Origin of the sequence: Psychromonas sp. MME2 (genome assembly GCF_040566515.1) — a bacterium.
Taxonomy (GTDB): Bacteria; Pseudomonadota; Gammaproteobacteria; order Enterobacterales; family Psychromonadaceae; genus Psychromonas.
On record NZ_JBEWXI010000006.1, the window covers coordinates 26,726 to 50,190 of the forward strand.

General features: G+C 39.2%; 19 protein-coding genes and 1 pseudogene. 12 read left to right on the plus strand and 8 right to left on the minus strand.

What is annotated here, in order from left to right; all coding sequences use genetic code 11:
- Positions 1–51: 51 nt before the first annotated feature.
- Positions 52–1,275 (minus strand): glucose-1-phosphate adenylyltransferase, encoded by a 1,224-nt coding sequence (gene glgC, locus AB1A03_RS06085; protein WP_354623739.1) that lies wholly within the window; start codon positions 1,273–1,275, stop codon positions 52–54.
- Positions 1,276–1,370: 95 nt separating this feature from the next.
- Positions 1,371–2,417: a 16S rRNA (guanine(1207)-N(2))-methyltransferase RsmC gene (gene rsmC / locus AB1A03_RS06090; RefSeq protein WP_354623740.1), complete on the minus strand. Its 1,047-nt coding sequence runs from the start codon at positions 2,415–2,417 to the stop codon at positions 1,371–1,373.
- Positions 2,418–2,787: 370 nt separating this feature from the next.
- Between rsmC and AB1A03_RS06095 the strand changes: the two genes are divergently transcribed.
- From AB1A03_RS06095 to AB1A03_RS06140, 10 genes are all read left to right on the plus strand, one after another.
- The gene (locus AB1A03_RS06095; RefSeq protein WP_354623741.1) at positions 2,788–3,663 is read left to right on the plus strand and encodes a hypothetical protein; all 876 of its coding nucleotides are present in this window, start codon (positions 2,788–2,790) and stop codon (positions 3,661–3,663) included.
- Entirely contained in the window at positions 3,660–4,265 is a 606-nt protein-coding gene (locus AB1A03_RS06100) for a PilN family protein (protein ID WP_354623742.1), read from the plus strand. The genes AB1A03_RS06095 and AB1A03_RS06100 overlap by 4 nt, the downstream gene beginning before the upstream one ends.
- Complete coding sequence (locus tag AB1A03_RS06105) at positions 4,262–4,936, plus strand: hypothetical protein (RefSeq protein ID WP_354623743.1); 675 nt, start codon at positions 4,262–4,264, stop codon at positions 4,934–4,936. The genes AB1A03_RS06100 and AB1A03_RS06105 overlap by 4 nt, the downstream gene beginning before the upstream one ends.
- The gene (locus AB1A03_RS06110; protein WP_354623744.1) at positions 4,929–5,252 is read left to right on the plus strand and encodes a hypothetical protein; all 324 of its coding nucleotides are present in this window, start codon (positions 4,929–4,931) and stop codon (positions 5,250–5,252) included. The genes AB1A03_RS06105 and AB1A03_RS06110 overlap by 8 nt, the downstream gene beginning before the upstream one ends.
- 28 nt (positions 5,253–5,280) lie before the next feature.
- Positions 5,281–6,954, plus strand: coding sequence for a pilus (MSHA type) biogenesis protein MshL (gene mshL / locus AB1A03_RS06115; protein WP_354623746.1), 1,674 nt, complete (start codon positions 5,281–5,283; stop codon positions 6,952–6,954).
- Entirely contained in the window at positions 6,951–7,856 is a 906-nt protein-coding gene (locus AB1A03_RS06120) for an ExeA family protein (protein WP_354623748.1), read from the plus strand. Before mshL ends, AB1A03_RS06120 begins: the two co-directional genes overlap by 4 nt.
- Entirely contained in the window at positions 7,853–8,311 is a 459-nt protein-coding gene (locus AB1A03_RS06125; protein ID WP_354623750.1) for a hypothetical protein, read from the plus strand. The genes AB1A03_RS06120 and AB1A03_RS06125 overlap by 4 nt, the downstream gene beginning before the upstream one ends.
- The gene (locus AB1A03_RS06130; RefSeq protein ID WP_354623751.1) at positions 8,311–9,024 is read left to right on the plus strand and encodes a tetratricopeptide repeat protein; all 714 of its coding nucleotides are present in this window, start codon (positions 8,311–8,313) and stop codon (positions 9,022–9,024) included. The genes AB1A03_RS06125 and AB1A03_RS06130 overlap by 1 nt, the downstream gene beginning before the upstream one ends.
- A 155-nt stretch (positions 9,025–9,179) precedes the next feature.
- Positions 9,180–10,832 carry a GspE/PulE family protein gene (locus AB1A03_RS06135; protein WP_502945928.1) on the plus strand — a complete coding sequence of 551 codons (1,653 nt, stop codon included), beginning with the start codon at positions 9,180–9,182 and terminating at the stop codon, positions 10,830–10,832.
- Positions 10,832–12,052: a type II secretion system F family protein gene (locus tag AB1A03_RS06140; protein WP_354623753.1), complete on the plus strand. Its 1,221-nt coding sequence runs from the start codon at positions 10,832–10,834 to the stop codon at positions 12,050–12,052. Before AB1A03_RS06135 ends, AB1A03_RS06140 begins: the two co-directional genes overlap by 1 nt.
- 113 nt (positions 12,053–12,165) lie before the next feature.
- Here the strand turns inward: AB1A03_RS06140 and AB1A03_RS06145 are convergent, their stop codons facing one another.
- A complete protein-coding gene (locus tag AB1A03_RS06145) occupies positions 12,166–13,212 on the minus strand; it encodes a CNNM domain-containing protein (protein ID WP_354623755.1) in 1,047 nt (348 codons plus the stop codon).
- A gap of 193 nt (positions 13,213–13,405) precedes the next feature.
- Between AB1A03_RS06145 and AB1A03_RS06150 the strand changes: the two are divergent.
- Together AB1A03_RS06150 and AB1A03_RS06155 are read left to right on the plus strand one after the other, a co-directional pair.
- A pseudogene (locus tag AB1A03_RS06150) lies at positions 13,406–15,023 on the plus strand (NAD(P)/FAD-dependent oxidoreductase).
- A gap of 183 nt (positions 15,024–15,206) precedes the next feature.
- Positions 15,207–16,133: a D-2-hydroxyacid dehydrogenase gene (locus AB1A03_RS06155; RefSeq protein ID WP_354623756.1), complete on the plus strand. Its 927-nt coding sequence runs from the start codon at positions 15,207–15,209 to the stop codon at positions 16,131–16,133.
- 59 nt (positions 16,134–16,192) lie between these two features.
- On the opposite strand, the gene AB1A03_RS06160 is transcribed toward AB1A03_RS06155, so the two are convergent.
- From AB1A03_RS06160 to AB1A03_RS06180, 5 genes are all read right to left on the minus strand, one after another.
- Positions 16,193–17,488, minus strand: a complete 1,296-nt coding sequence (locus tag AB1A03_RS06160) for an NCS2 family permease (protein ID WP_354623758.1) — start codon at positions 17,486–17,488, stop codon at positions 16,193–16,195.
- A gap of 207 nt (positions 17,489–17,695) precedes the next feature.
- Complete coding sequence (locus tag AB1A03_RS06165; RefSeq protein ID WP_354623760.1) at positions 17,696–19,426, minus strand: hypothetical protein; 1,731 nt, start codon at positions 19,424–19,426, stop codon at positions 17,696–17,698.
- Between the two features lie 167 nt (positions 19,427–19,593).
- Complete coding sequence (xni, locus tag AB1A03_RS06170; protein WP_354623762.1) at positions 19,594–20,379, minus strand: flap endonuclease Xni; 786 nt, start codon at positions 20,377–20,379, stop codon at positions 19,594–19,596.
- 35 nt (positions 20,380–20,414) lie between these two features.
- Entirely contained in the window at positions 20,415–21,734 is a 1,320-nt protein-coding gene (gene ppnN / locus AB1A03_RS06175; protein WP_354623763.1) for a nucleotide 5'-monophosphate nucleosidase PpnN, read from the minus strand.
- Between the two features lie 149 nt (positions 21,735–21,883).
- Positions 21,884–23,350 (minus strand): GGDEF domain-containing protein, encoded by a 1,467-nt coding sequence (locus tag AB1A03_RS06180; RefSeq protein ID WP_354623764.1) that lies wholly within the window; start codon positions 23,348–23,350, stop codon positions 21,884–21,886.
- Between the last annotated feature and the right edge of the window lie 115 nt (positions 23,351–23,465).

Consider the following 23,465-nt stretch of genomic DNA (forward strand, 5'->3'; position numbering starts at 1 on the left):
TATTTAAAGTTAATATACCCATAAAACCTGAGTTAACAGATATCAGCGGGATTAAAAGCCTACTTTACTGTTTTTACCTATCACAATGATCCCATTTTCAGTGACGGTATATTTTTTACGATCTTCCTCTAGGTTTTCACCAATAATGGTACCCGGTGCGATCTCAACGTTTTTATCAAGAATAACTTTAGTTAAACGGCAACCTTGCCCGATTTTCGTGTTACTTAGAAAAATACAGCCGTCAATAGTGGCATCTTGATAGACATGGCTACGGAACCCTAAACAGGAATTTCTAATCGTAGCGCCGTTGATATAAGAGCCTGCTCCAATGAAGGATTGTGTTATATGAGTGACATAATTAGTTGACTCGCTAAATGTTGCGGGAGGCAGAGGTGGATGATAGGTATGCAGTGGCCAATGTTTATTATAAAGTGAAAAAGGTGGATTTGGGCGCAACATATCCATATGAGCCTCCCAATAAGAATCTATCGTGCCGACATCTCGCCAATAGGCGATTGCTGGTTCGTCTTGAATAAAATTATCACTTAATTTGTAAACAAAAACAGCATTATTAGCGAACAGTTTAGGAATGATATCTTTACCGAAGTCATGACTAGAATTGATATTTTTTGCATCTGCGTAGAGCTCTTTCAGTAACGTTTTCGTTTCAAAAATATAGTTACCCATTGAAGCTAAGACATGGTCAGGATCTCCGGGAATTGTTTTAGCATCCTGTACAGCGGGTTTTTCAGCAAAACCGATTACCCGTCCATCTTCATCAATTTCGATAATACCAAAGTGATAGGCTTGTTCCTTGGCAACGCGAATCGCGGAGATAGTGAGGCATCCTCCCTTGTTTTTATGGTGCTCAACCATTTGTTGAACATCCATTTTATAAATATGATCACTCCCAAAAATACAGACGTGTTCAGGTGAATTTTGTTTAATAAAACGTGTATTTTGGTAGATAGCATCAGCTGTACCAATATACCAATTTTTATTAACGCGCTGCTGTGCTGGGATTGGCTCGATAAAACGTTTAGTTATGTTAGAGAGCCGCCACGCTTTACGTAAATGTAAATTTAGAGATTGAGATTTGAATTGCGTAAGCACATAAATTTTTAATAAGTCTGCATTCACAAAATTATTTAATGCGAAGTCAACAATGCGATAATTTCCTGCAAACTGGACTGCTGGTTTCGTTCTTGTCTCTGTCAAAGGGAAAAGGCGAGCGCCTTCCCCACTGGCTAAAATCATTGCCAGAATACCAGCCATAAATATCTCCAAAGTAAAATGGTGAATAAATGTTATTTACCATATAAAAATTAGCAGAAATTCACTAAAGAGATACTTTTACGGATAATATATATCTATTTATTGAAGCTAGTTATTACTTTGAATTTATTATTCTCAGCGATTGTTGTTACCGTTGAAAACACGTTGTTGAGTAGTGGTTCATAACGGAGAAATTTATTGGCTACTATGGACATTCTTCCTCCATTGTTAAGGTGTAAACTTGCCTCTGCAATAAAGGTCTCTGCAGCACTATAATCGGTTTTTTGACCTGAATGAAAAGGGGGATTAGAGAGGAGTAGGTCATATTTATCTGATACATCCGAAAAAACGTTCGATGCAAAAACATTCGCTTGGAGTTTATTTTTAGCTAATGAGAGTTTGGCGCTCTCTATTGCATAAATATTGATATCGACAAGATTTATTTTTAGGTTTGCATGTAGGCTTAATATATAACAAGCTAAAACACCTGCGCCACAACCAAAGTCAAGTACAGTGCCACTCATTTCATTGGGTAAATTCTGTAATAGTAATTCACTGCCTTTATCTAACTCACCATAGCTAAAAACACCGGGTAATGAGCAGATATCGATGCTGACCTCATTAATATTTAGCGTGTATGTTTTGATCCACTGTTGTAGTTCAAAGGGTTTTACTTGATGGGTTAATTCAGCGAATATGATGCTGCAATGACGAGCCGAATCAATGGTATTAACGGTGGGTGAATAGGGGGTTAATAAGGAACCGGCACTTTTTATGCCACACTTTTTTTCACCAACGAGAATAATGGCTGCACCCGGTAGCAAATGGGGCGTTAAATTAGCTAATAGATATTGGCTTTCTTGTTTAGATTTAGGTAAAAAAATCAGTAATAAATCAAATTTTTGATTGCTTTGAAAGTTAGCGCAGAAATGTACTTCTGAACTGTTTAATTTACCTTTTAAGGCCGTATAATACCGATAGTCACTAAAACAAAAAGTGCTGGAATTTGCTAATGTCTGCAGCTGTACTGGATAATCATCATCTATGTTACCGGCTACCAGTATATTTTTATTTTCAAAGAGTGCTTCATTGCGCTGTAATACTTGGCTGGTATTCGAGTAAATTTTATTCGCAGGTGACATTATTTTTCCTATGTGATGAATTCACCAGACTCTCGCAATTATTCCGGTGAAATGGGTATTAGTGACCTATTATACTCGTTATTAGAGAAAATGTATTTATCCACTAATCAGGTACTAGCTCGCAACTCTCCTGCGTTGTAACCATAGAAAAGTGCATCATGTTACGTCTTGCTCTGGTATCCGAACTCAGCGCCTGACAAAGCATCTTGAGGTAACATGGGGATATTAGGTAAATAATAATGGGAGGTGACTCCCTAATTGAAAGGAAACATTATATTTTCGGCACATATCAACGATATTTTAGAAAATCTATGTTCTAATGATTATTTAATAAAGATCAATTATTTTTTGTTGGGAAAGTAAAAGCAAGATGCTTAAAAAGTTTTTTTCTAAAAAATCATCGTCTCAAATTAGCGTATATTTAGGGACGAATAGAGTCGCTATTTGTGGCATGGCAGATGGACGTGTTGATTTGCTTGCACAGGCGCGCGTTGCCACTGATCAAGAATGGGGCGAAGCCTTATCCTCATTAGTACAGCAGCATAAATTACAACATCATCAAGTGCGAGTGGTGTTAAGTCGCGATTTTTATCAAACCTTTGATATAGAAAAACCGAAGGTTGAAGATAGTGAGTTATTAGCCAGTATCCCCTTTGCCATAAAAGATTTGGTATCAGAAAGTATTTTTGATCTTGTTGTTGATTATTATGATATTCCGCTACAACAACATAAAGGCGAGCAAATTACCGTGGTCTGCACGGCGATGAAATTGGTTATTCATATCCGTGATTTACTACTTAAGTGTGAAATGGAATTAAAGGAGATTAGTACCGAAGAGTTATCATTAACGGCACTTTTAAATGTAGAAAACGAAACCAATGCATTACTCTCTGAAGAGAGGAATGCCTTAGTCTTTACCGTCGTTAAAAATGGTCAGCTCTATTTTTCGCACCGAATTCGAGGCTTTAATGATTTATTAGCGCTACCACTTGGTGAGCAGGAGAACGTACTTATCGATGGGTTAAGTTTAGAATTACAGCGCGCGCTTGACTATATTAATTCGCAATTACGTATTGCATCAATAAATCATTTATATGTGGCTTTATCTTGCCCCGATATTAATGCCTTAACCAGCCAATTAGGGGCAAATCTGGCTCGCAAGGTTGAACCCTTTGGTGAAGCGCAACAATATGACTTTAGTAATATTGTTGCCTATGGACTATTGATGGATGAGTTAGGTAAATGAAAACGAAGATTAATCTATACCAACCTAGTTGTTATCCTAAACGCGAAAAAGCGACCTTTAAGCAGTTTTCGTTAGTGGCTGCGTTATGCGTGCTGAGCCTTGTTATTACTCCCTTTATTGTTAATCAGGGAATAGAACATGTGCAAAAGAAATTACGTGTACATGAATCGGTATTAACAGATAAACAGAATGAACTGTCTGCACTTGTGGTTGAGCTACAAAAGAATAGGGCTCCTGAACATAAAGTGCGCAGACAGCTTGCATTACAGCAAGAGATTAATGCTAAGCAGCAATTGTTGGCGAGCTTAGATATCATTGATATTGACGTAATGAGCTTTTCTGTTCTGATGAAAGGGCTATCATTGGCAAGCACCGATGCGGTTAGTATTGATAACTTTTCTATTATTAATGGGCGACTCAATATCTCCGGATATGCAAAACAGAGTGATTCTGTGCCGCTGTGGTTAAGTAAAGTACAAACAACGGATGAGTTATTAGATATTGCCTTTGAGCAGATCAATATATCAGAGAGTGACAACGGCTTTAATTTTATATTAAGTAATATGGTTAAAAAAGAAGATAACAAACGGGGGCAAAAATGATAAAAGCCCACATTAATAAATTAGAAAAAGCATTCAACGCCATAACATTGCGTGAACGGGTGATTATCTTTGCTGGATTGCTTTTTTCTATTTTGGTTATTAACTATTATTGGATCATTGAACCTGCGCAGCTAAAACAGGTGAAAATAGAGAAAACGTTGGCGCTAAGTTATAAAAAAGAGAATGAATTAAACAAAGAGGTTGCAAGAGTAAAAGGTGAATTAAAGAAAGACCCTCTACAGGAGATAAATACGCAAATAGCATTTTCTGAGCGAACATTAGTTAGCTTGGACAAAACTCTTGATGAAAAATTAGTTAAATTTATTCGAGCGCAAAAGATGCCTATTGCATTAACGAAAGTGCTTAGTAAAAGCACTGGCGTTAAGATAGAGTCACTCGTTTCATTGCCTGTTAAAGCGTTCAACGCAGAGAACTCGCAGGCCGGAAGTGATATGACTAAAACTCTACAAAACCCATTTTATAAACATACCTTGGCGGTAACGTTATCGGGTGATTATAACGCTATTTATCGATATCTGGTTAATTTAGAAAATATACCAGAGAAGTTTTATTGGTCGGCTCTTACTTATCAAGTCACTCACTACCCCTTAGCGCAGGTGACGATTGAAATTTATACACTTAGTGATCAACAGGATTTAGTCAGTGGTTAAATATATTTTTTTATTGGCTTGTATGAGCAGTTTCCATCTCAATGCCGAGGAGGTGTTGGTTGACCCAACAACCCCGCTTGATTATAAAGCAAAGGTAGTGAAAAAAGCTGGGCGGCCTGCGTTACCAAGGTTAACTAGTATTTTTATTGGTGAAAACAAGCAGACTGTGATTTTAAATAATAAGCTATATAGCCAAAATCATTGGGTTAATGGTTATCAGATCGTCAAAATTGATCCGGATGCGGTTTTATTACGTTACGCCGAAAAGCTATATAAATTAAATTTATATAGCAACAAAGAGCAATTTATAAAGTAATCGCAATATGTATTATGGAAAATAGAAAATGAAAAAAATGATTTCGATAGGTTGTTGTATTTTATTGTTAACAGCTTGTCAAACAACGAAAAAAAACACCGCGTCAGAGCAGAAACAAATATTACAAGAGGGCATCGATCAGCAAGTTCAAAATCTTGAATTGCCGAGTGATGTTGCCGATGAGCTCTATGCCGATTTATCCGAATTGTCGGAATCGACCTTTGTGGCGGAAAAACGTATCGATATTTCCGCAAGGGATGTTGATGCTGGCGTATTTTTTTCGTCATTAATTCGAGACTCATCCTATAGTGTTGCTATTCATCCGAATGTTAGCGGAAAAATAACCCTCTCTTTAAAACAGGTTACGTTACCCGAGGCGCTTGCCGTCATCGAAGATATGTATGGTTACGAAATTAAGCTTAAAGGTAACGTTTATCATATTTATCCTGTCGGAATGCGTATCGCGAGTTTTACATTGGACTATTTATTTATGAACCGTATGGGGGGGGCTAAAGTTACCGTATTAGCAGGCCATTTAAGTAGTTCGGCTGATAATCAAGATAACGATAATAATAACGATAATAATAATAACAACAATAATAGTGCTAATAACAACTTTACTGGAGACTCTGAAACTGGTGGTGATGAATTTACTGGTGATTTTGCTTCCAGTAGCCTAGATGATGGCACTGAAATTGTGACAGTGACTAGCACCAACTATTGGGCTTACTTAGATAATAAAATAAGAGCTTTATTAGGAGGAAAAACAGGGCGAGATGTTATTGTTAGCCCGATGTCAGGGACGATCACTATCCGAGCATATCCTGATGAAATTCGTAATGTTAAAGAGTTTTTAGAGAACGAAACCGATCACTTAAACCGTCAAGTAATACTTGAGATGCAGCTCATTGAGGTCACATTGAGCGACCGTTATCAACAGGGGGTTTCTTGGCAGAGCGCTAACGCCAGTATTGGCGGGTCCGATTTAGTCTTTGATAGTGTATCTAAGATAGCTGATAACGTGATTCAAACTGCGATTGGTGGGGGGGGCGCTTTGACGGTGAGTAAAGGATCATTTAGCGCGGTTCTTTCACTATTAAAAACACAGGGCGATGTAAATGTGCTCTCCAAACCTCGCATCACGGCAATGAATAATCAAAAAGCGTTAATTAAGATTGGTGGTGATGAATACTTTGTCACCGATGTTTCCACAACAACGGTGACTGGTAATGCGACAACCTCAACCCCGAATATAGAGTTGACGCCATTTTTCTCGGGGATAGCTGTTGATGTCACGCCGAAGATTAATAACGATGATTCGGTTTTATTACATATCCACCCTTCAATTATTGATATTCAAGAACAGAATAAAACCATCGACTTTGGGACTGAACTTGGCTCACTAACGCTTCCTTTAGCGAAAAGTGAAGTGCGGGAGTCGGATACGGTGGTTAAATCAAAATCTGGGGATGTCATTATTATTGGTGGTTTAATGAGCCAGATTGAACAGGATGTCGTCTCTAAAACGCCGATACTTGGTGATATACCTTGGTTAGGTGAATTCTTTACTAATCGAGACAAAAAGAACGAAAAGGTTGAATTAATCATTTTAGTTAAGCCACAAATTGTTAAGCAGAATACCTGGAAACAAGAGTTGGTGAAATCCTCTGAATTGATTGAAAAGTGGTATCCGTCAGAATGATATATTTACAACATTTTGGATTAGCTGAAGTGCCATTTTCTTTAACTGCCGATCCTAATTTTTATATTGATTTTACGCCGCACAAAGAAGCATCAGAAGTGATTGTTACTGCGCTTTCACTGGGCGAAGCGATTTTAAAAATAACCGGAGAGGTTGGCACGGGTAAGACGCTTTTATGTAATAAAATCCAACGTGACCTCGCGGATCAATACATTATCGTGAATATCGACAATCCTTACCTGAGTGCACATGAGTTACGCTCTGCTTTGGCTAATAAAATAGGTGTCGACCCGAGCCATTTGCAGGAACAGTTTCTGTTAACTGGAGAGATTAAAACGCGGTTATTGTATTTACTTGAGCAGGGAAAGAAGGTGTTGGTGCTAGTTGATGAGGCACAGGCGATTCCTGATTCAACGCTTGAAGCGTTGAGATTGTTCTCCAATTTAGAAACGGGGTCGCAAAAATTATTGCAAGTAGTTTTGTTTGCACAACCGGAATTGGATGTTCGATTAGCACAAAGTAATTTACGGCAATTGCGTCAACGGATCTCGTTTTCTTACCAATTACGGGCGCTGTCCGATGATGAGATTGAACGATATATTTCCCAACGTTTACAACAAGCTGGTTATCGTGGTGCGTCATTATTTACTCCTCAAGTATGCCGAAAAATAAGCCGCGCTAGCCGTGGCATCCCGCGTTTAATTAATATTTTATGCCATAAAACATTAATGCTTACCTATGGGCAGCAACATTATAAAATTAACAATAAACTGGTAGCCCAAGCTATTGATGATACTGAAGATGCCTATGCATTAGATAAATTGAATCGTTGGTGGTTGTTGCTAGCCTTCTTTGTCATATTTAATGGTGTTTTATTTTGGTGGTGGAAAGGTGGAATATGAGCATTATTAATCAAATGTATCAAGATTTTGAAAAATCACAGCATGCACAACCCGTATTAAGCGGTATGCCGAAAAAAAATAACAAAAAAAAACTAGCAATCATATTTTTTATTATCCTATTAATCGGCTCATCATTGGGCCTCTCTTATCTTATCTTTACGCAAAATAACGGGTTAGCCGATCCCTCTTTAGTGAGCGCGCCTCCGAGTATTGATGAAGGTAATAATAAGCGATTAGTGGCGCCACCCAGCAATGCTAACGCACCTCTTGAAAGTGTTGAGCAAACATCAGCAATAACGCCCCCCTCCATGAATCAGGTCGCCACGCCAGAAAAAAACAGCCTGCGGTCATTAATAACGTCGCACCTGTCGCACTGGTTGAACCTAAACCTAAACCTAAACCTAAAATTAAACCTCAAGTACAACCTGTTGTCTCAGAGAAAGCAAACACGTTGATGAGTCCACCTGCGAATCCGCCAACCTTGGCTGATAAAAAAGTAACCGCTGTGGCAGTCACTCCGCTAACAACAGAGAGTAGTGAAGAAAGCACCTTTTTAGAGATAAAACCGGCGCAGCTAAGTGCATCAGAATTAGCACAAATTTATTTAAAAGAGGCCGATAAAGCCGAAGCTAAAGGGGACTTGAATTTAGCCGCTAATAAGCGTGAACAGGCACTTTCTGTTCAGCCTGAGCTTAATGAAGTGCGAAAATCCTTAGCGCTTTATTACTATAGTGTTGGGGATGTCTCTAAATCACAACGTTTATTACAACAAGGGGCGCTAACATCTCCACACTATTCCGATTTCAACTTGATATTGTCACGGATGGCGTTAAAAGAGGGAAATGAAGAAAAAGCCTACCGCTATCTGGCGCATAACCCACCCAATGTTGCAGGCCATTTGGATTATTATGTTAGTTTTGCTGTGTTAGCGCTTAAGCTAAAAAAATATGCACAAGCGGAACAATTATATCAGGATTTGCTATCGCAACAGGTTAATAATGGTCGCTGGAGAATGTCATTAGCGATAGCGCAGGATAAACAAATGAAAAGAGAGTTGGCGATTACAAGCTATAATTTTGCGCTATTGCAACATGACTTATCAAGTAAAGCGAAGGATTATATTAATCAACGGTTGCGTTATTTAGATCAACATAGGGGCATGCAATGAAACCTAAATTAAAGAAACGCCTCGGTGATTTACTTGTTGAAGAGCAACTAATTAGCCCATCACAACTAAATGACGCGTTGCAGGAACGCTAAGGCAAATTAGGGCTTAAATTAGGGGCAACGTTAATCCATTTAGGTTATATCAGTGAAGATCAAATGCTGACCTTTTTATCTCGTCAGTTAGATATAAAAATCGTTGATCTAAGCAAAGTCAAAATTGACCATAATGCCGTGCAATTAATTCCTGAAGTACATGCGCGTCGTATGCGTGCTTTAGCGATTCATGATAACGGTAATATGATCACCTTAGTTGTTTCTGATCCTGCCGATTTACATAACTTAGAAGTTTTATCTGGCCTATTAAAGGGGCGTCCCTTTGAGCTATTGATCGCTCGCGAAGATCAAATCATAGAGTCATTTGACCGTGTTTATCGACGTACTAAAGAAATCGCCTCATTCGCCGTAAAACTTAGTGAAGAACATGGTGAAAGTTCCGCATTTGATGCAACTTCAAATTTAGATATGACCGAAGGGTCCGATGCCACAGTTGCAAAACTGATCCAATCTCTGTTTGAAGATGCCGTGCAGGTTGGCGCATCGGATATTCATATCGAACCCGATAAGAAAGTATTGCGTATCAGGCAACGTATTGATGGTGTCTTACAGGAGACGTTATTACCAGAAAATAGTATCGCCAGCGCCTTGATATTACGTTTAAAGTTAATGTCACAATTAGATATTTCGGAAAAACGTTTACCACAAGATGGCCGATTTAATATCAATATTAAAGGGCGCAGTATTGATGTACGTGTTTCAACCATGCCGATTCAAGATGGAGAATCGATGGTTATGCGTTTGCTTGATCAATCGGCAGGGGTGCTATCCTTTGAAGAGATTGGCATACCTGACCATTTACAAGCACGTTTTGAGTTACAGTTGCAGCGTCCAAATGGTTTGATATTAGTAACGGGGCCAACGGGTAGTGGTAAAACGACGACGCTCTATACCGCTCTTAGCACATTAAATTCGCCCGGAAAAAAAATTATTACCGTTGAGGATCCCGTTGAGTATCGTTTAGATCGTGTCAATCAAGTACAGGTCAATAGCAAAATAGGGTTAAATTTTTCAACGGTATTACGTACCGCTCTGCGCCAAGATCCAGATGTTTTATTAGTGGGCGAGATGCGCGATGCGGAAACCATGGAAATTGGTCTACGTGGTGCTTTAACGGGCCATTTAGTGCTTTCAACCTTGCATACCAATGATGCGATTAGTAGCACTCTACGTCTATTAGATATGGGCGCGCCGGGGTATTTAGTCGCCAGTGCATTGCGTGCTGTGATTGCACAACGTTTAGTGCGTCGATTATGTGGTAACTGTAAAGTCTCAGCAGCCCCTGAAGTATCACAACAGATTTTACTTGAACAACTAACGGGTGATGCTCACCAACAATTACAATTCCATTCTGCGATTGGCTGCCAACGTTGCAACTTCACTGGTTATAAGGGGCGAATCGGTGTGTTTGAGTTATTGGAATTAGACGAAGATATGATCTCTGCATTACGTTTAGATGATACCGATGCATTCTCTAAAGCGGCGCAGGTTTCGCCCAATTTTAAATCATTGGCTTTGTCTGCACTCGATTATGCAAAACAGGGGATCACCTCTTTAGAAGAGGTCTTTAAATTGGTCGATCGATTTGAGCGGGGAAAGGCCGTTGACGCAATTTCAGAGCAAGCTAGTACGAGTAGTAATTTAGCGCAGCCAAATAGCATACCTTTAACACTAGATGATGGATTTAAAAATTAATGGCCATCTATAAATACACGGGGCGAGATAGCCAAGGCAACAACGTTAAAGGGGAGATTGAATCTACTTCTAAGGAATCCGCTGCTGATATGATAATGCAAAAGGGGATCTTGCCTAATGCATTAAAAGAGGTTGCGGCTAAAGGCGATGGCCTAGATTTTTCGAAAATTTTTGTATCACAGGTTAAATTAGCGGATCTAATCATTTTCACTCGACAAATATATTCATTAACTAAAGCTGGCATTCCCATTTTACGTGCGCTCAATGGACTTGCTGATTCGAGCCATTCAAAACTGTTAAGTGCGGCTTTACATGATATTTTGCAGCGTATGCGTAATGGTTACTCATTATCTGCAAGCATGAACGCTCACCCACGTGTATTCTCGCAACTGTATATATCGCTGGTGCAAGTTGGCGAGAATACCGGTCAGTTGGATCGCATTTTTTTACAGCTATCGGAATACATCGAACAAGAAGCAGAGACGATTAGAAGGGTTAAAAGCGCCATGCGTTACCCTAGTTTTGTACTGATTGCTTTGTCGGTTGCCATGGTTATTTTGAATATTTATGTTATCCCTGTTTTTGCCAATATGTTTGCAAAATTTAATGCCGAGTTACCTTGGACCACGCAAGTTTTATTAGCGACCTCGGCATTTTTTGTTAATTATTGGTACTACTTACTGTTCGGCTTAATTGCCATATTCATTGCTCTTAAAATCTGGCTAGGATCAGATAAAGGCGGCTATTTATGGGATAAATGGAAACTACGTATTCCCGTTGTGGGCTCTGTGATTGAACGATCTTTGCTAGCTCGCTTTTCACGTAGCTTCGCAATGATGCTAAGTGCTGGAGTGCCGTTAAATAATGCCTTATATTTGATTGCTTTTGCGGTTGATAATGAATATCTCAAAGCTAAAATATTAACCATGCGCGGCAGAATTGAGTCAGGCGAAACGCTATTAAATACCGCTAATGCAGCGGGGCTGTTCACGCCGTTGGTATTGCAAATGATGGCGGTTGGTGAAGAGACGGGGCAAGTTGATGAATTACTTAATGAAGCTGCTGACTTCTATGAGCGCGAAGTGGATTATGAATTAAAAAATATGACCGCGAAAATCGAGCCTATTTTGATCTGTATTGTAGCAGGCATGGTACTGATTTTAGCCTTGGGTATCTTTACCCCAATGTGGGATATGATGGGGGCAATGAAAGGGCGATAACCTTTACTTTCCCCCCTATTGAACAGCGGACTTCAGTCCGCCTTTGCACGATTGTATTGAGCTGCCGAGGGCGTTATTGAGCTGTAATTAAGCTAACTTGATGGCTGTTAATACTACTCTACATCCCCATTTTTTTCTGTGCGTAAGCGTTCTCGATAATTCCCTCTGGCTAACGCCTGTAAGTCGGTTACCGTATCGCTTTCGTCAATAATTTCACGACCTAGTAAGGTCTCAATCGCATCTTCTAGCGATACAATTCCTGCTGTTTGTCCGTATTCGTCTTCAACGAGGAATAAGTGAATATGGTTTTTTATAAACCGATCCAGTAATTTTTGCACCGGTAATTTTTCAGATACTCGCATCAGTGGCACAATATAGTCACTGAGAGGGTGGTCGCCACACCCTGACCGTTCAGCTTCAAATAACTGGTTACGTAATACCATGCCTACAATGTTATCGATATTTTCCCTGTAAATTGGGATACGTGAAAATTGCCGTGTTTCAGCTAAATTGAGCGCCTCTGTAACAGTCATCTCTTGATGTAACATGTGTACAACGGTGCGAGGAGTTAAAATATGTTCAGTCTTGAATTCGCGTAATTTTAACAAATTCGATAAATACTCATTTTCTTGGGCAAACAATGCACCATCTTTATGCCCTAAAGAAGCCAATGCAATGATCTCTTCCCGGGTGATCTCATTTTCTCTATCTTTACTAAATAGTTGAGTGATCCTAGTTGATAGCCAGACTAGAGGGTAAACAAGTTTGATTAACCAAGATATGGTGTAGGCAGCTGGTGTCGCGAGATTACGCCAAAAAGTTGCCCCTAAGGTTTTTGGTATTATTTCTGATAAATATAAAATAGCTAAGGTTAATAACACGGCAATCAGTGTTTCCCATTGTTCTCCAAAAATACGAATTGCTTGGCCGCCAACACCGGCTGCACCGATAGTATGTGCAAAGGTATTTAAAATGAGAATACTTGAAAGTGATTCGTCTAAATTAGTTTTTACCTTAACTAATATTTTACCTGAACGAGAATTATCTGCGGAAATTTGTTCGATATAGCTTGGGGTAATCGAAAGCAACACGGCCTCTAAAATGGAGCATATAAATGAAATGCCAATAGCAATAGATAAGTATAAAATCAACAGTGTCATGTAATATTCCGATAAATGAAAAACTAAACAATATCATTACATCATAGTTGATAGCGTTAATCTAATGGTTTATCAGACATTCCTTGTGCCATATATTATTTACTGATTTCCAGCCCCTCTGTTTTCATTTCATCTTAAGATAACGTAAACTACGCGCTTTATTATTGTGCTCTATTTTTACTCAGGTGACCCCATGATACGTCTCAATCAAGTTAAACTGCCACTGGATCATAGTGAAACGGCTTTGCAGCAATATGTACTCGAGAAGCTTGCTATTTCAGCAGAGCAATTGGTTGATATTCATATTTTCAAACGCGGTTACGATGCACGTCAACGTAATGTAGTGATATTAATTTATACCCTTGATGTTACGTTAAAAAATGTTGATGAAGAGGATATTCTGCAGCGTTTTGCAAAGGATCCAAATGTGCGTTCCTCCCCCGATACCCGTTATCAATATGTGGCTCAAGCCCCTGAAAATATGAGAGAGCGACCGATTGTTGTCGGGATGGGCCCCTGTGGGTTATTTACAGCACTGATTTTAGCGCAGATGGGCTTTAAACCAATTCTTATTGAGCGTGGTAAGTCAGTACATGAGCGTGCCAAAGATACCTTTCGTTTTTGGCGTACTAGCGAGCTCAATACCGAATCAAATGTGCAGTTTGGTGAAGGTGGCGCTGGTACTTTTTCCGATGGTAAGTTATATAGCCAAGTGAAAGATCCCGGTTTCTTAGGTTTAAAAGTAAAACAAGAGTTTGTTGCAGCGGGAGCGCCTGCGGAAATTATCTATGTCAGTAAGCCGCATATTGGTACTTATAAATTAGTCACCATGGTGGAAAAAATGCGCAGTAAGATCATTGCTTTAGGTGGCGAAATTCGTTTTCAAACGCGAGTTGAGGAGCTTAATATTGATGAAAACCGTCAGGTGACAGGGGTAACCCTGAGTGATGGTGAAGTAATTGATTCTCCCTATGTAGTCATGGCAATCGGACATAGCGCCCGCGATACTGTGCAGATGCTCCATGACAAAGGGGTACACCTTGAGGCACAATCTTTCTCGATGGGATTCCGCATCGAGCATAAGCAGGAGATGATTGATAAAGACCGTTTTGGTATCAATGCAGGACATCCTATTTTAGGGGCGGCGGATTATAAACTGGTGCATCATTGTAAGAATGGTCGCTCTGTTTACAGTTTCTGCATGTGCCCCGGTGGTGTTGTTGTTGCGGCAACCTCGGAAAAAGAGGCGGTAGTGACTAATGGAATGAGTCAATACTCACGTAGTGAACGAAATGCGAATAGTGCGATTGTGGTAGGTATTGCGCCGAGTGATTTTAATAATGACCCATTACAGGGGATTGCACTACAGCGTAAGTGGGAGCGTAATGCGTACATTATGGGCGGCAGTAATTATGATGCGCCTGCGCAGATGGTCGGGGACTTTCTAGCGGCAGGTAAAGGTAAGCCCTTTGAAAATGTTGAACCTTCCTATAAACCCAATGTAAAAATGACCGATTTGAGTGAAGCGCTGCCCGAATTTGCGATTGCTGCAATTCGCGAAGCTCTACCCGCTTTTGCTAAAAAAATACGCGGTTTTGATAGTAAAGATGCGATGTTAACGGGGGTCGAAACCAGAACCTCATCACCGGTGCAAATAAAACGCGGTAATGACTTCCAAAGCATTAATACCAAAGGGTTATATCCTGGTGGTGAAGGTGCAGGCTATGCCAGGCGGGATATTATCAGCGGGTATTGATGGTATAAAAATAGCACAAGCTGTCGCCTTAGATATGTTAAAGGAGCACGCCTAGATCCTTTCTGGTAAGAGGGCAACCTCTTACCTTTTTATTTGCATGGATACCCGCGCAACAATTATCAACTTCCCGAACTCGTCCATTTTTATATTCCTACTTTAGCCATAATGTGATGGATACTCGAACCTTTCAATATGCTATTTTATAGCTAGTATTCAACTCATAGGAATAGGAGGAATAATGAAAATAGTCTTACTTGATGCACAAACCCTAGGTGAGTGTGATTTAACTTTATTTACGCAACTGGGTGACTTTAATGCTTATCCGTTGACATCAACAGAGCAACGTTTAGCGCATATTGGTGATAATGAGATTATTATCACCAATAAAGTGGTGATTGATGAACAGGTCATTAAGGCAAACCCACAACTTAAATTGATCTGTATTACTGCGACGGGGACTAATAACGTTGATTTAATTGCCGCCGAAAAAGCCGGTGTTGTGGTTAAAAATGTGGCGGGTTATTCAACGGAAAGTGTCGCGCAATCGACCTTTTCGATGCTTTTTCAATTAGTACATCAAAGTCGTTACTATGATAATTACACGCGCTCTGGTGGGTGGTGTAGCAGTCCCATTTTTACCCACCTGCAGGACTCTTTTTTTGAAATCAAAGGCAAGCGCTGGGGAATTATTGGTTTTGGCGCGATAGGACGTCGAGTTGCAGATATTGCAACAGCCTTTGGTTGCGAGGTCTGTTATTTCTCAACATCAGGGAAAAACAGTCAACAGGCTTATCAGCAAGTTGATTTAGCAACGTTGCTTTCGAGTTGCGATATTATTTCTATCCATGCGCCACTTAATGAACAGACCTTAAATTTAATCGATGCGCAAGCATTGGCGCAAGTGAAAGAAAAAACCATTATTCTTAATTTAGGCCGTGGTGGCATTATCGATGAGTATGCGATGGCAAAGGCGATTGATAATGCTGGGCTATATCATGGTACCGATGTGTTAGCTGAAGAGCCAATGGTAGAAGGACACCCTTATTTATCCGTGCAAGCTAAGGCCCGTTTAGTGATCACGCCGCATATTGCATGGGCAAGTCGAGAGGCAAAGGAGACCTTAATTAAGGCCGTTGCTAATAATATTAAATCGACCTTTATGTAGATAAAAAAAGCCATTTATAGCATGGCTATAAATGGCTTTTTGATACTGAAAATAGTTATTTAACCAGGAAAGAACAGTAATTTAGCGAGGAACAATGCAGCTAAGAACCAAACACTTGCGCTCAGTTCTTTGGCTTTACCGCTGAATACTTTAATCGCAGCGAAGGCGATAAAACCAAGTGAAATACCATTAGCGATAGAGAAGGTTAATGGCATCATCAATGCGATAATGACCACGGGTGCCGCTTCTGTAATATCATCCCAATTGATTGATTTTAGTCCGCCAACCATCAACACTGCGACATATAATAATGCGCCAGCCGTTGCGTAACCTGGGATCATGCCAGCTAGAGGGGCAAAAAACAGTGACGCTAAAAAGAGTAAACCAACGACAACTGCCGTGAGACCTGTACGGCCACCTTCTGCAACACCAGCAATACTTTCAATGTAACTGGTTGTCGTTGATGTACCTAACATTGAGCCTGTAATAGAAGCACCACTATCTGCTAATAGTGCACGGTTTAAACGTGGTAAGTTACCCTGTTTATCGAGTAATTTTGCTTTATCTGCAACCGCAATGAGGGTGCCTGATGTATCAAATAGGTCGACAAATAGGAAGGCAAAGACAACACTTATCATGGCAACATTAAATGCACCAGCGATATCCATTTGCATGAAGGTTGGTGCGATGCTTGGTGGCATAGATATTATACCGGTGTAGTGCACATCTCCAACAATAATACCGATGATTGTAACGGCTAAGATAGCGAGCATAACGCCACCTTTAACTCGAAAATGCATTAATGCAATAACGAGGAAGAAACTTAAAGAAGCAAGTGCTGCCGGTAATGACTTCATATCTCCAAGTGAAACTAATGTCGCTGGATTATCTACCACAATACCTGAATTTTTAAGGGCGATTAATGCTAAAAATAGACCGATACCTGCGGCAATACCTTTACGCATTGGTAGTGGAATTGAATTAATTATCCACTCGCGAATTCTAAATAAGCTTAATACGAGGAAACAGCAACCGGATAGGAATACAGCGCCTAGAGCCACTTGCCATGTATAACCCATATCAAGTACAACGGCATAGGTGAAGAAGGCATTTAAACCCATACCCGGTGCTAGTGCAACAGGGTAGTTTGCATAAAAGCCCATAATAAAACAGCCTAGCGCAGCAGCCAGACAGGTTGCCACAAAGACTGCTCCTGAATCCATGCCCGTTGCAGATAACATTTGTGGATTAACAAAAATGATATAAGCCATGGTTAAAAAGGTGGTAAATCCCGCAACAACTTCCGTTCTTATTGTTGTGCCGTGTTCGCTTAATTTAAAAAATTTATCGAGCATAATATATCCATATTTATAGGGGTAAAATGTAAGCTATGTTTTAAAAGGTTTGTTTAAAAAATGGTCGGATTATAGGGGGATGTGTGAGGATAATCCAGTTATTAAAGTTTTTTTATTTCTCTTACGAGTTATTAGATTAATTAATGAACAATTAACTCGCACTGCATAGCTGATTGATTCGGCTATGCAGTGACGAAATGGGCTAGGTTAATTAGCGGCTTTGCTATTTACTCTGGATTCGAAAATAATACCTTGCGCATTAATATCGAGATTCATTTTCATGCGTGAGTCATAATCCATTAAAAATTCAGCCTCTTCAGGTATGCTTTCTGCCAGTTCTGCTGCAGATATAAGTGGATTAAACATCTTTTTAAAATCGACGGTAACACTATATAACCCATTTGCAGTAAGTTGTTCGGTTGCCAGTGTATCAGCGATTTCATTGCCTTTTTTGCCAGTATAAATAACGATATGTTTCCCTTTAATCGCCAGTTTAGGATCAATATTATACTCCTGCGGAATAGCTACAAATTCTTTTAAGTTTACGGGAGTGCCATTATTTTCAAGTTGGATAGTTTGTAGTTGGGGGATAAACATTTTAAGTGAGTTGAATAACAGCTGAGGTTGATCGGTTGATATTGTGACTAAAGCATCAAGATTTTCCAATATAGGTAATTCTTCTTCCTGATTTAATTGATAATCGATAAGGGCAACACTTAATCCTTTCATGCTATTTACCATAGCAGTTCCCATGCTGACCATGGTGACAGATTCTCCTGCGAGACTAATTTCGCTTTGCACTTGTGCAAGTAATGGACAGGTAAAGCTTGGTGTTTGTAGATCGCTCCAAATGGTATTAAGCGTACTACCCAATTGACTAACATCGATTCCTAAACCCATGGCAAACACATTATTATTGATATCATTTGCAAAGTTTGGAATATATCCTCGCAGACTGTTTAATGCATCAAGAATGACTTGATTCTTACTTTCAATAACCGTTGCGATAGTCACATCAGAGACTTTTTCATTAATGGCTAGTTGTGTATAACCAAATACTGTATTTGGCCAATTATTTGCAATACTCATTAATTCAGAGGCACATTCAGGTGTATGTAATTCAGCGAGGGCGTTTTCTTCCGCAAACTGTTTTTCTAAAGAAGTGATTTGACCCGCAAGTTGATTTGCGTTCTTGGTTGTCATCCCTTTAATTATTTCGACATGGTTAATAAAGCCAACACTCGCACGAGAAAAATCATGTGTTTTAATGATCTGTTCAATTTTGCCTGATTGGGCTAGGGAGTTATCTACTTTTGTTAGCCCAAGTGCTGTTGATAGCAATGTCGCTTCTTGATAAGCACTATTCATTGTTACTGTTAACATGCCATTATTAATCGCAACAATAAGCGCGAGTTTTGCTGGATCATTTGTCTCAGATAAGAGATAAGAACGATAATTTACCTTCTCCAAGGTGCCCATCGTAGAGGTAAAGCCCGTCTCTTGTTCATTTTTATCGAGCAATGCCCATAGCGCTTGTTCATCTTGCACTTCTATTTTAAATACAGGTAGCAGTCCTAACGTATAAAAATAGGCGCGTAATTTATCAGGAAAACCAAATGTTTTTAGCAGTTGTTCGGGATTTTGCAGCCCCATTTGATAACTTTTAAAGAGATTGAGGAAAAAGTTAACACGCGGATCATCATCAGAGTAGAGTGTTTCCATCGCTTGTGGCGAATCGGGTATGTTCATAGCTGGCAGAGAAGCAAGATACTCTTTTAAAGGAAATGGGTCGAGCATGCCTGTAAAAATAGGCGTATCTGCAGGGACATATTCTAAGATATTGTTTACATCGGCTTTAGATGGCGTTTGTTGTTGATTAAAAAGATAAGCACCAGCGCCGGCGGCCGCGACAATAGCGATGAGTAATATTTTTTTCACTGAATTCTCTCTAAGTTATGCATTGGTTGGTGTTGGATATTGCCATGTGACCTCAATATGTTGACTATGCATCTGAGATAACATGGATATATTACTGAAATAATGAAAAATAGTCTTGATTTATATCTATTTGTGACTTTTTGTTGTTGCTGGTTTGTGACAGTGCATCACATTTTTTCTTGATAGCGTAAATCGTGTAAGTTAAAGCCTAGGGTCATGGAGGTTTGCAGCGTTACTAGCTGCTTAGCAAGCAACGCCTGTTGTTGCTGTTGTAAAACTTTTTGGACGCGCTTGTCAGTTGTCTCGAGTGGTTGTTGTAAAATATTTTGTAAACTAGAATAGCTTTGTAACAATGCTAATGCTCCTTTACTACCGACCCCTTCAACGCCTTTAATTGCGCTGCCTGTGATACCTGTGATTGCCCAATAATCACATAACTGTTGACAGGATAACGTCATTTTATTTTTAACGCGTAGCGCATCAGTATAGGTTTGCTGAAAATAGTCATAGATAATGATATGGCTATTTAACAGCTGATAGAAGCCTTTGTCGGTTGATACAATAATGCATTTTTGTTGATTGTAGGCCATTTTATGTGCAAGGGTCGCGATAAGGTCATCCGCTTCATCCTGCTCAGTGACTAATGAGTCGACTCCTATTGCAAAGAATTGATCTTGTATCTGCTGTAAATTATTTTTTAGCAGGGAGGGGATCGGTTTTCGCCCCTGTTTATAGTTCGGATAGAGTTCATGACGCCAACTGTGGCTATGGCTATCAAAAACACAAATAGCATGGCTAGGTTGATGTAACTGTAATAATTTTTTTAATGCGTTACAGGCGGTTACTTCTGTTGCCAAAATGGCAGCTTGTGTTTCTCCATGTTGTTTTTCTTGTACGGCGTAAATGCGCCGCACAAGATTCATTGCATCTATTACAAGTAACGTTGATAGCATCTTTACTTGATAATCTCATAACAGGGGGTGTAAACCTAACCGGGTAATTTCATACGCCCTTGTTTAATAAAACTTTGTAGTAATTTATCAATTTTTTGCATTAGTGCTTTATCTCCTTTTATTTTAAAGGGGCCAAATTGCTCGACAGATTTGATCCCTTCATCTTTAACATTACCGCCTACAATACCTGAGAATAGTCGGCGCAAATTAGCGGCAAGTTGGTCGATAGGCTGATTGGCATCTAATTGAAGATTGGCCATATTTTCATGGTTAGGAATAAATGGGTGCTGAAAAGCATGATCTATTTTTAAAGACCAATTAAATGAGTAAGCATCACCAATGGCACGACGATAATCAGTCACTTTTTGCATGGATCTTTTAATAGTCTGTGCTACCAAGGCTGGGTCGGCTATGATTATTTCATAATGTTGTTGTGCTTCTTCACCGAGCGTATCGCCAATAAATTGATCTATTGCTTTAAAATAGGACTCACTCTCCTTGGGGCCCGTTAATATAATCGAGAAGGGCTGGCGTTTATTTTCAGGGTGCATCATTATCCCTAAAATATATAATAATTCCTCCGCTGTGCCGGGCCCGCCTGGGAAAATAATAATGCTATGAGCGATACGCACAAAGGCTTCTAGGCGCTTTTCAATATCAGGTAAAATAACTAATTCATTGACGATCGGGTTTGGTGGTTCAGCCGCGATAATACCCGGCTCCGTTAGACCAATATAGCGGCCATCATTGACACGCTGTTTTGCATGCCCAACAGCAGCGCCTTTCATTGGGCCTTCCATTGCACCCGGCCCACAACCGGTGCAGATATTAAGTTCTCTTAAGCCTAATTGGCTACCCACTTCTTGAGTGTAATGAAATTCGATATCATTAATTGAATGACCTCCCCAACATGCGATTACGGAAGGTTCTACACCTGCTCGTAAGGTATTGGCATTACGCAAAATAGAAAAGATCAAGCTGGTGGTCTGTGCAGAGTCATGTTCGTTATATTCAGAATGATAAATTTTTGAATTAACATATAAAATATCACGTAATACGGAGAATAAATTTTCTTGTATCCCTTTAATAAGCTCCCCATCGACAAAAGCCTCTTGAGGTGGATTTTTTAATTCAAGTTTCATCCCTCTCTCTTGGCGTAATACTTTGATTTCAAAATCGCTATATTTTTCTAAAATTTCTTTACTGCTATCGGTATGACTACCGGAATTTAATACCGCAAGAGAACAGTTACGAAAAAGTTGATAAATTTCACTGCTTGCACTGTGTGTTAATTGGTTTACTTCAAGCTGAGAAAGTAGTGCCATGCTGCCTACTGGACTGATATGGGAAATCATAATATGGCCTCTGTCTGTGATTAGATTTAATACCTATAGCATAAGCTAAAAAAATTTATTTACATTTTTATATTTAAAGCAATGAGTTATAGGTGCTACATCTTGATAAAAGAAATTGCACTTATTATCCGAATCTAGGGGTAAATAAGTTATGCTTCTTCTTTAAAAGTAATATAACAATCTCTGCCATTATCTTTAGCGTGGAAAAGTGCCTTGTCCGCGCGCTCAAAAGCTGTCTCAATACTATCCCTTTTTGTAAAGCTAGTGCAACCGATGGAAATCGTAATACTGATATTCTCTTTTTTGAATTTAAAGGGAATCGACCGTATTTTCTCACAGAGTTTATCTAATAAGTTCTGTGCTTGTTGCTGATTGGTCTCTGGTAGTAAAAGTACAAATTCATCACCACCGTAGCGAGCAATAAAGTCTGTATTACGCAATGATTTTTGTAGCATTAATGCCACGACACTAATTACTTTATCTCCTGCAACATGGCCAAAGGTATCATTTATTTTCTTAAACTTATCAACATCTATAATAGCGATGCTCAGGTCATTGTTATAACGGGTATAACGATTATATTCTATCGATAAACGTTCGTTCCATGCGGCTCTATTGGGTATTTTTGTTAAGAAGTCTGTTTGTAATTGCTTCTGTTGATCTTTTAGTGTGCGTTGATAATGTTTAGTTTTATTCTGTAGATCTTTTATTTCCCGTGCCATGGTATGAAATTTTTGCAGTACTTGTGCCTGTTTTTGTTCGTCATCCGTAGCTTGTGTTAAGTAACTCATCGTTTCAATATAAGAGATGATACCTGCTTGTAAAGAAGAAAAATCGGTATGTTGTCGGACTTCATGGCTTAATCTATCGACTCGTTTGTGCATTTTTTTGATGCACTGAGATTGATCTGCGAATAATCCATCTGCTTGTTTAAGGTTGTCGGTAAAATCAATATTAAACTTTGTTAGACTGTCGTTAAGCGTGTAAAGAAAATGGCGGGATGAGCGCCGCTCTTCACGCGTGCTATCGATGATAATTTCAATGATACGGATACATGATTCAGGTAATTGCTGTAAGCAGGTACTTTTTTCCATTGTTTGATGGATATGCTTAATTTTATTCAAATAGGCACTGTCGATATCTAAGGAGAGAATGAGTCGTAGTAGTTCTTCATTGAACTCATAAAGTATCTGTTGACTATCAATATGCGGCACAAGGGAACTGCTTTTGTTATTCAATTGATTGATAACGCGTTGATATAGTCTGATTATTTCAGAAAGCTCATTATGGTGGTCAATAATGGTGTAGGGGCATTGAGTATTTTTTGTTTGTGTTAGCTTATTTAGAATAGCATCGGGTAATTCGGGAATTTTTTGTATCTGTAATTGCGATTGAGAAACTAATAAACGTCCCTCTGAGAGGGTTTCTTGTAATGGATATTCTGTTGCATCTAGCTCTTCTAAGCACTCTTTTGCTAGGGCTTGGGTGGTTGCATTAGATGCACTGTTTTGTAATTTATTTAATAAATTTACTTTGTAGCTATCAAAAGATTTGCTTTGTAGAGAGGCTCTTTCTAATAATTTTTTGAGTAAATTGATAACATCCACTGTTAACATAAAGGGTATTCCATTTCTAAAATTAAATTGCAAATATGATTATCAGTAACTTTGCTTATGGGGGCAAGGAACAGTAAATCATATTTACTATTAAAAGCACAATAATTAAATAATT

Excerpts from the sequence above, each read along its gene's own strand:
- glgC (WP_354623739.1), bottom strand. The coding sequence starts at position 1,275 with ATGGCTGGTATTCTGGCAATGATTTTAGCCAGTGGGGAAGGCGCTCGC.
- rsmC (WP_354623740.1), bottom strand. The coding sequence starts at position 2,417 with ATGTCACCTGCGAATAAAATTTACTCGAATACCAGCCAAGTATTACAG.
- AB1A03_RS06095 (WP_354623741.1), top strand. The coding sequence starts at position 2,788 with ATGCTTAAAAAGTTTTTTTCTAAAAAATCATCGTCTCAAATTAGCGTA.
- AB1A03_RS06100 (WP_354623742.1), top strand. The coding sequence starts at position 3,660 with ATGAAAACGAAGATTAATCTATACCAACCTAGTTGTTATCCTAAACGC.
- AB1A03_RS06105 (WP_354623743.1), top strand. The coding sequence starts at position 4,262 with ATGATAAAAGCCCACATTAATAAATTAGAAAAAGCATTCAACGCCATA.
- mshL (WP_354623746.1), top strand. The coding sequence starts at position 5,281 with ATGAAAAAAATGATTTCGATAGGTTGTTGTATTTTATTGTTAACAGCT.
- AB1A03_RS06120 (WP_354623748.1), top strand. The coding sequence starts at position 6,951 with ATGATATATTTACAACATTTTGGATTAGCTGAAGTGCCATTTTCTTTA.
- AB1A03_RS06125 (WP_354623750.1), top strand. The coding sequence starts at position 7,853 with ATGAGCATTATTAATCAAATGTATCAAGATTTTGAAAAATCACAGCAT.
- AB1A03_RS06130 (WP_354623751.1), top strand. The coding sequence starts at position 8,311 with ATGAGTCCACCTGCGAATCCGCCAACCTTGGCTGATAAAAAAGTAACC.
- AB1A03_RS06135 (WP_502945928.1), top strand. The coding sequence starts at position 9,180 with ATGCTGACCTTTTTATCTCGTCAGTTAGATATAAAAATCGTTGATCTA.
- AB1A03_RS06140 (WP_354623753.1), top strand. The coding sequence starts at position 10,832 with ATGGCCATCTATAAATACACGGGGCGAGATAGCCAAGGCAACAACGTT.
- AB1A03_RS06145 (WP_354623755.1), bottom strand. The coding sequence starts at position 13,212 with ATGACACTGTTGATTTTATACTTATCTATTGCTATTGGCATTTCATTT.
- AB1A03_RS06155 (WP_354623756.1), top strand. The coding sequence starts at position 15,207 with ATGAAAATAGTCTTACTTGATGCACAAACCCTAGGTGAGTGTGATTTA.
- AB1A03_RS06160 (WP_354623758.1), bottom strand. The coding sequence starts at position 17,488 with ATGCTCGATAAATTTTTTAAATTAAGCGAACACGGCACAACAATAAGA.
- xni (WP_354623762.1), bottom strand. The coding sequence starts at position 20,379 with ATGCTATCAACGTTACTTGTAATAGATGCAATGAATCTTGTGCGGCGC.
- ppnN (WP_354623763.1), bottom strand. The coding sequence starts at position 21,734 with ATGATTTCCCATATCAGTCCAGTAGGCAGCATGGCACTACTTTCTCAG.
- AB1A03_RS06180 (WP_354623764.1), bottom strand. The coding sequence starts at position 23,350 with ATGTTAACAGTGGATGTTATCAATTTACTCAAAAAATTATTAGAAAGA.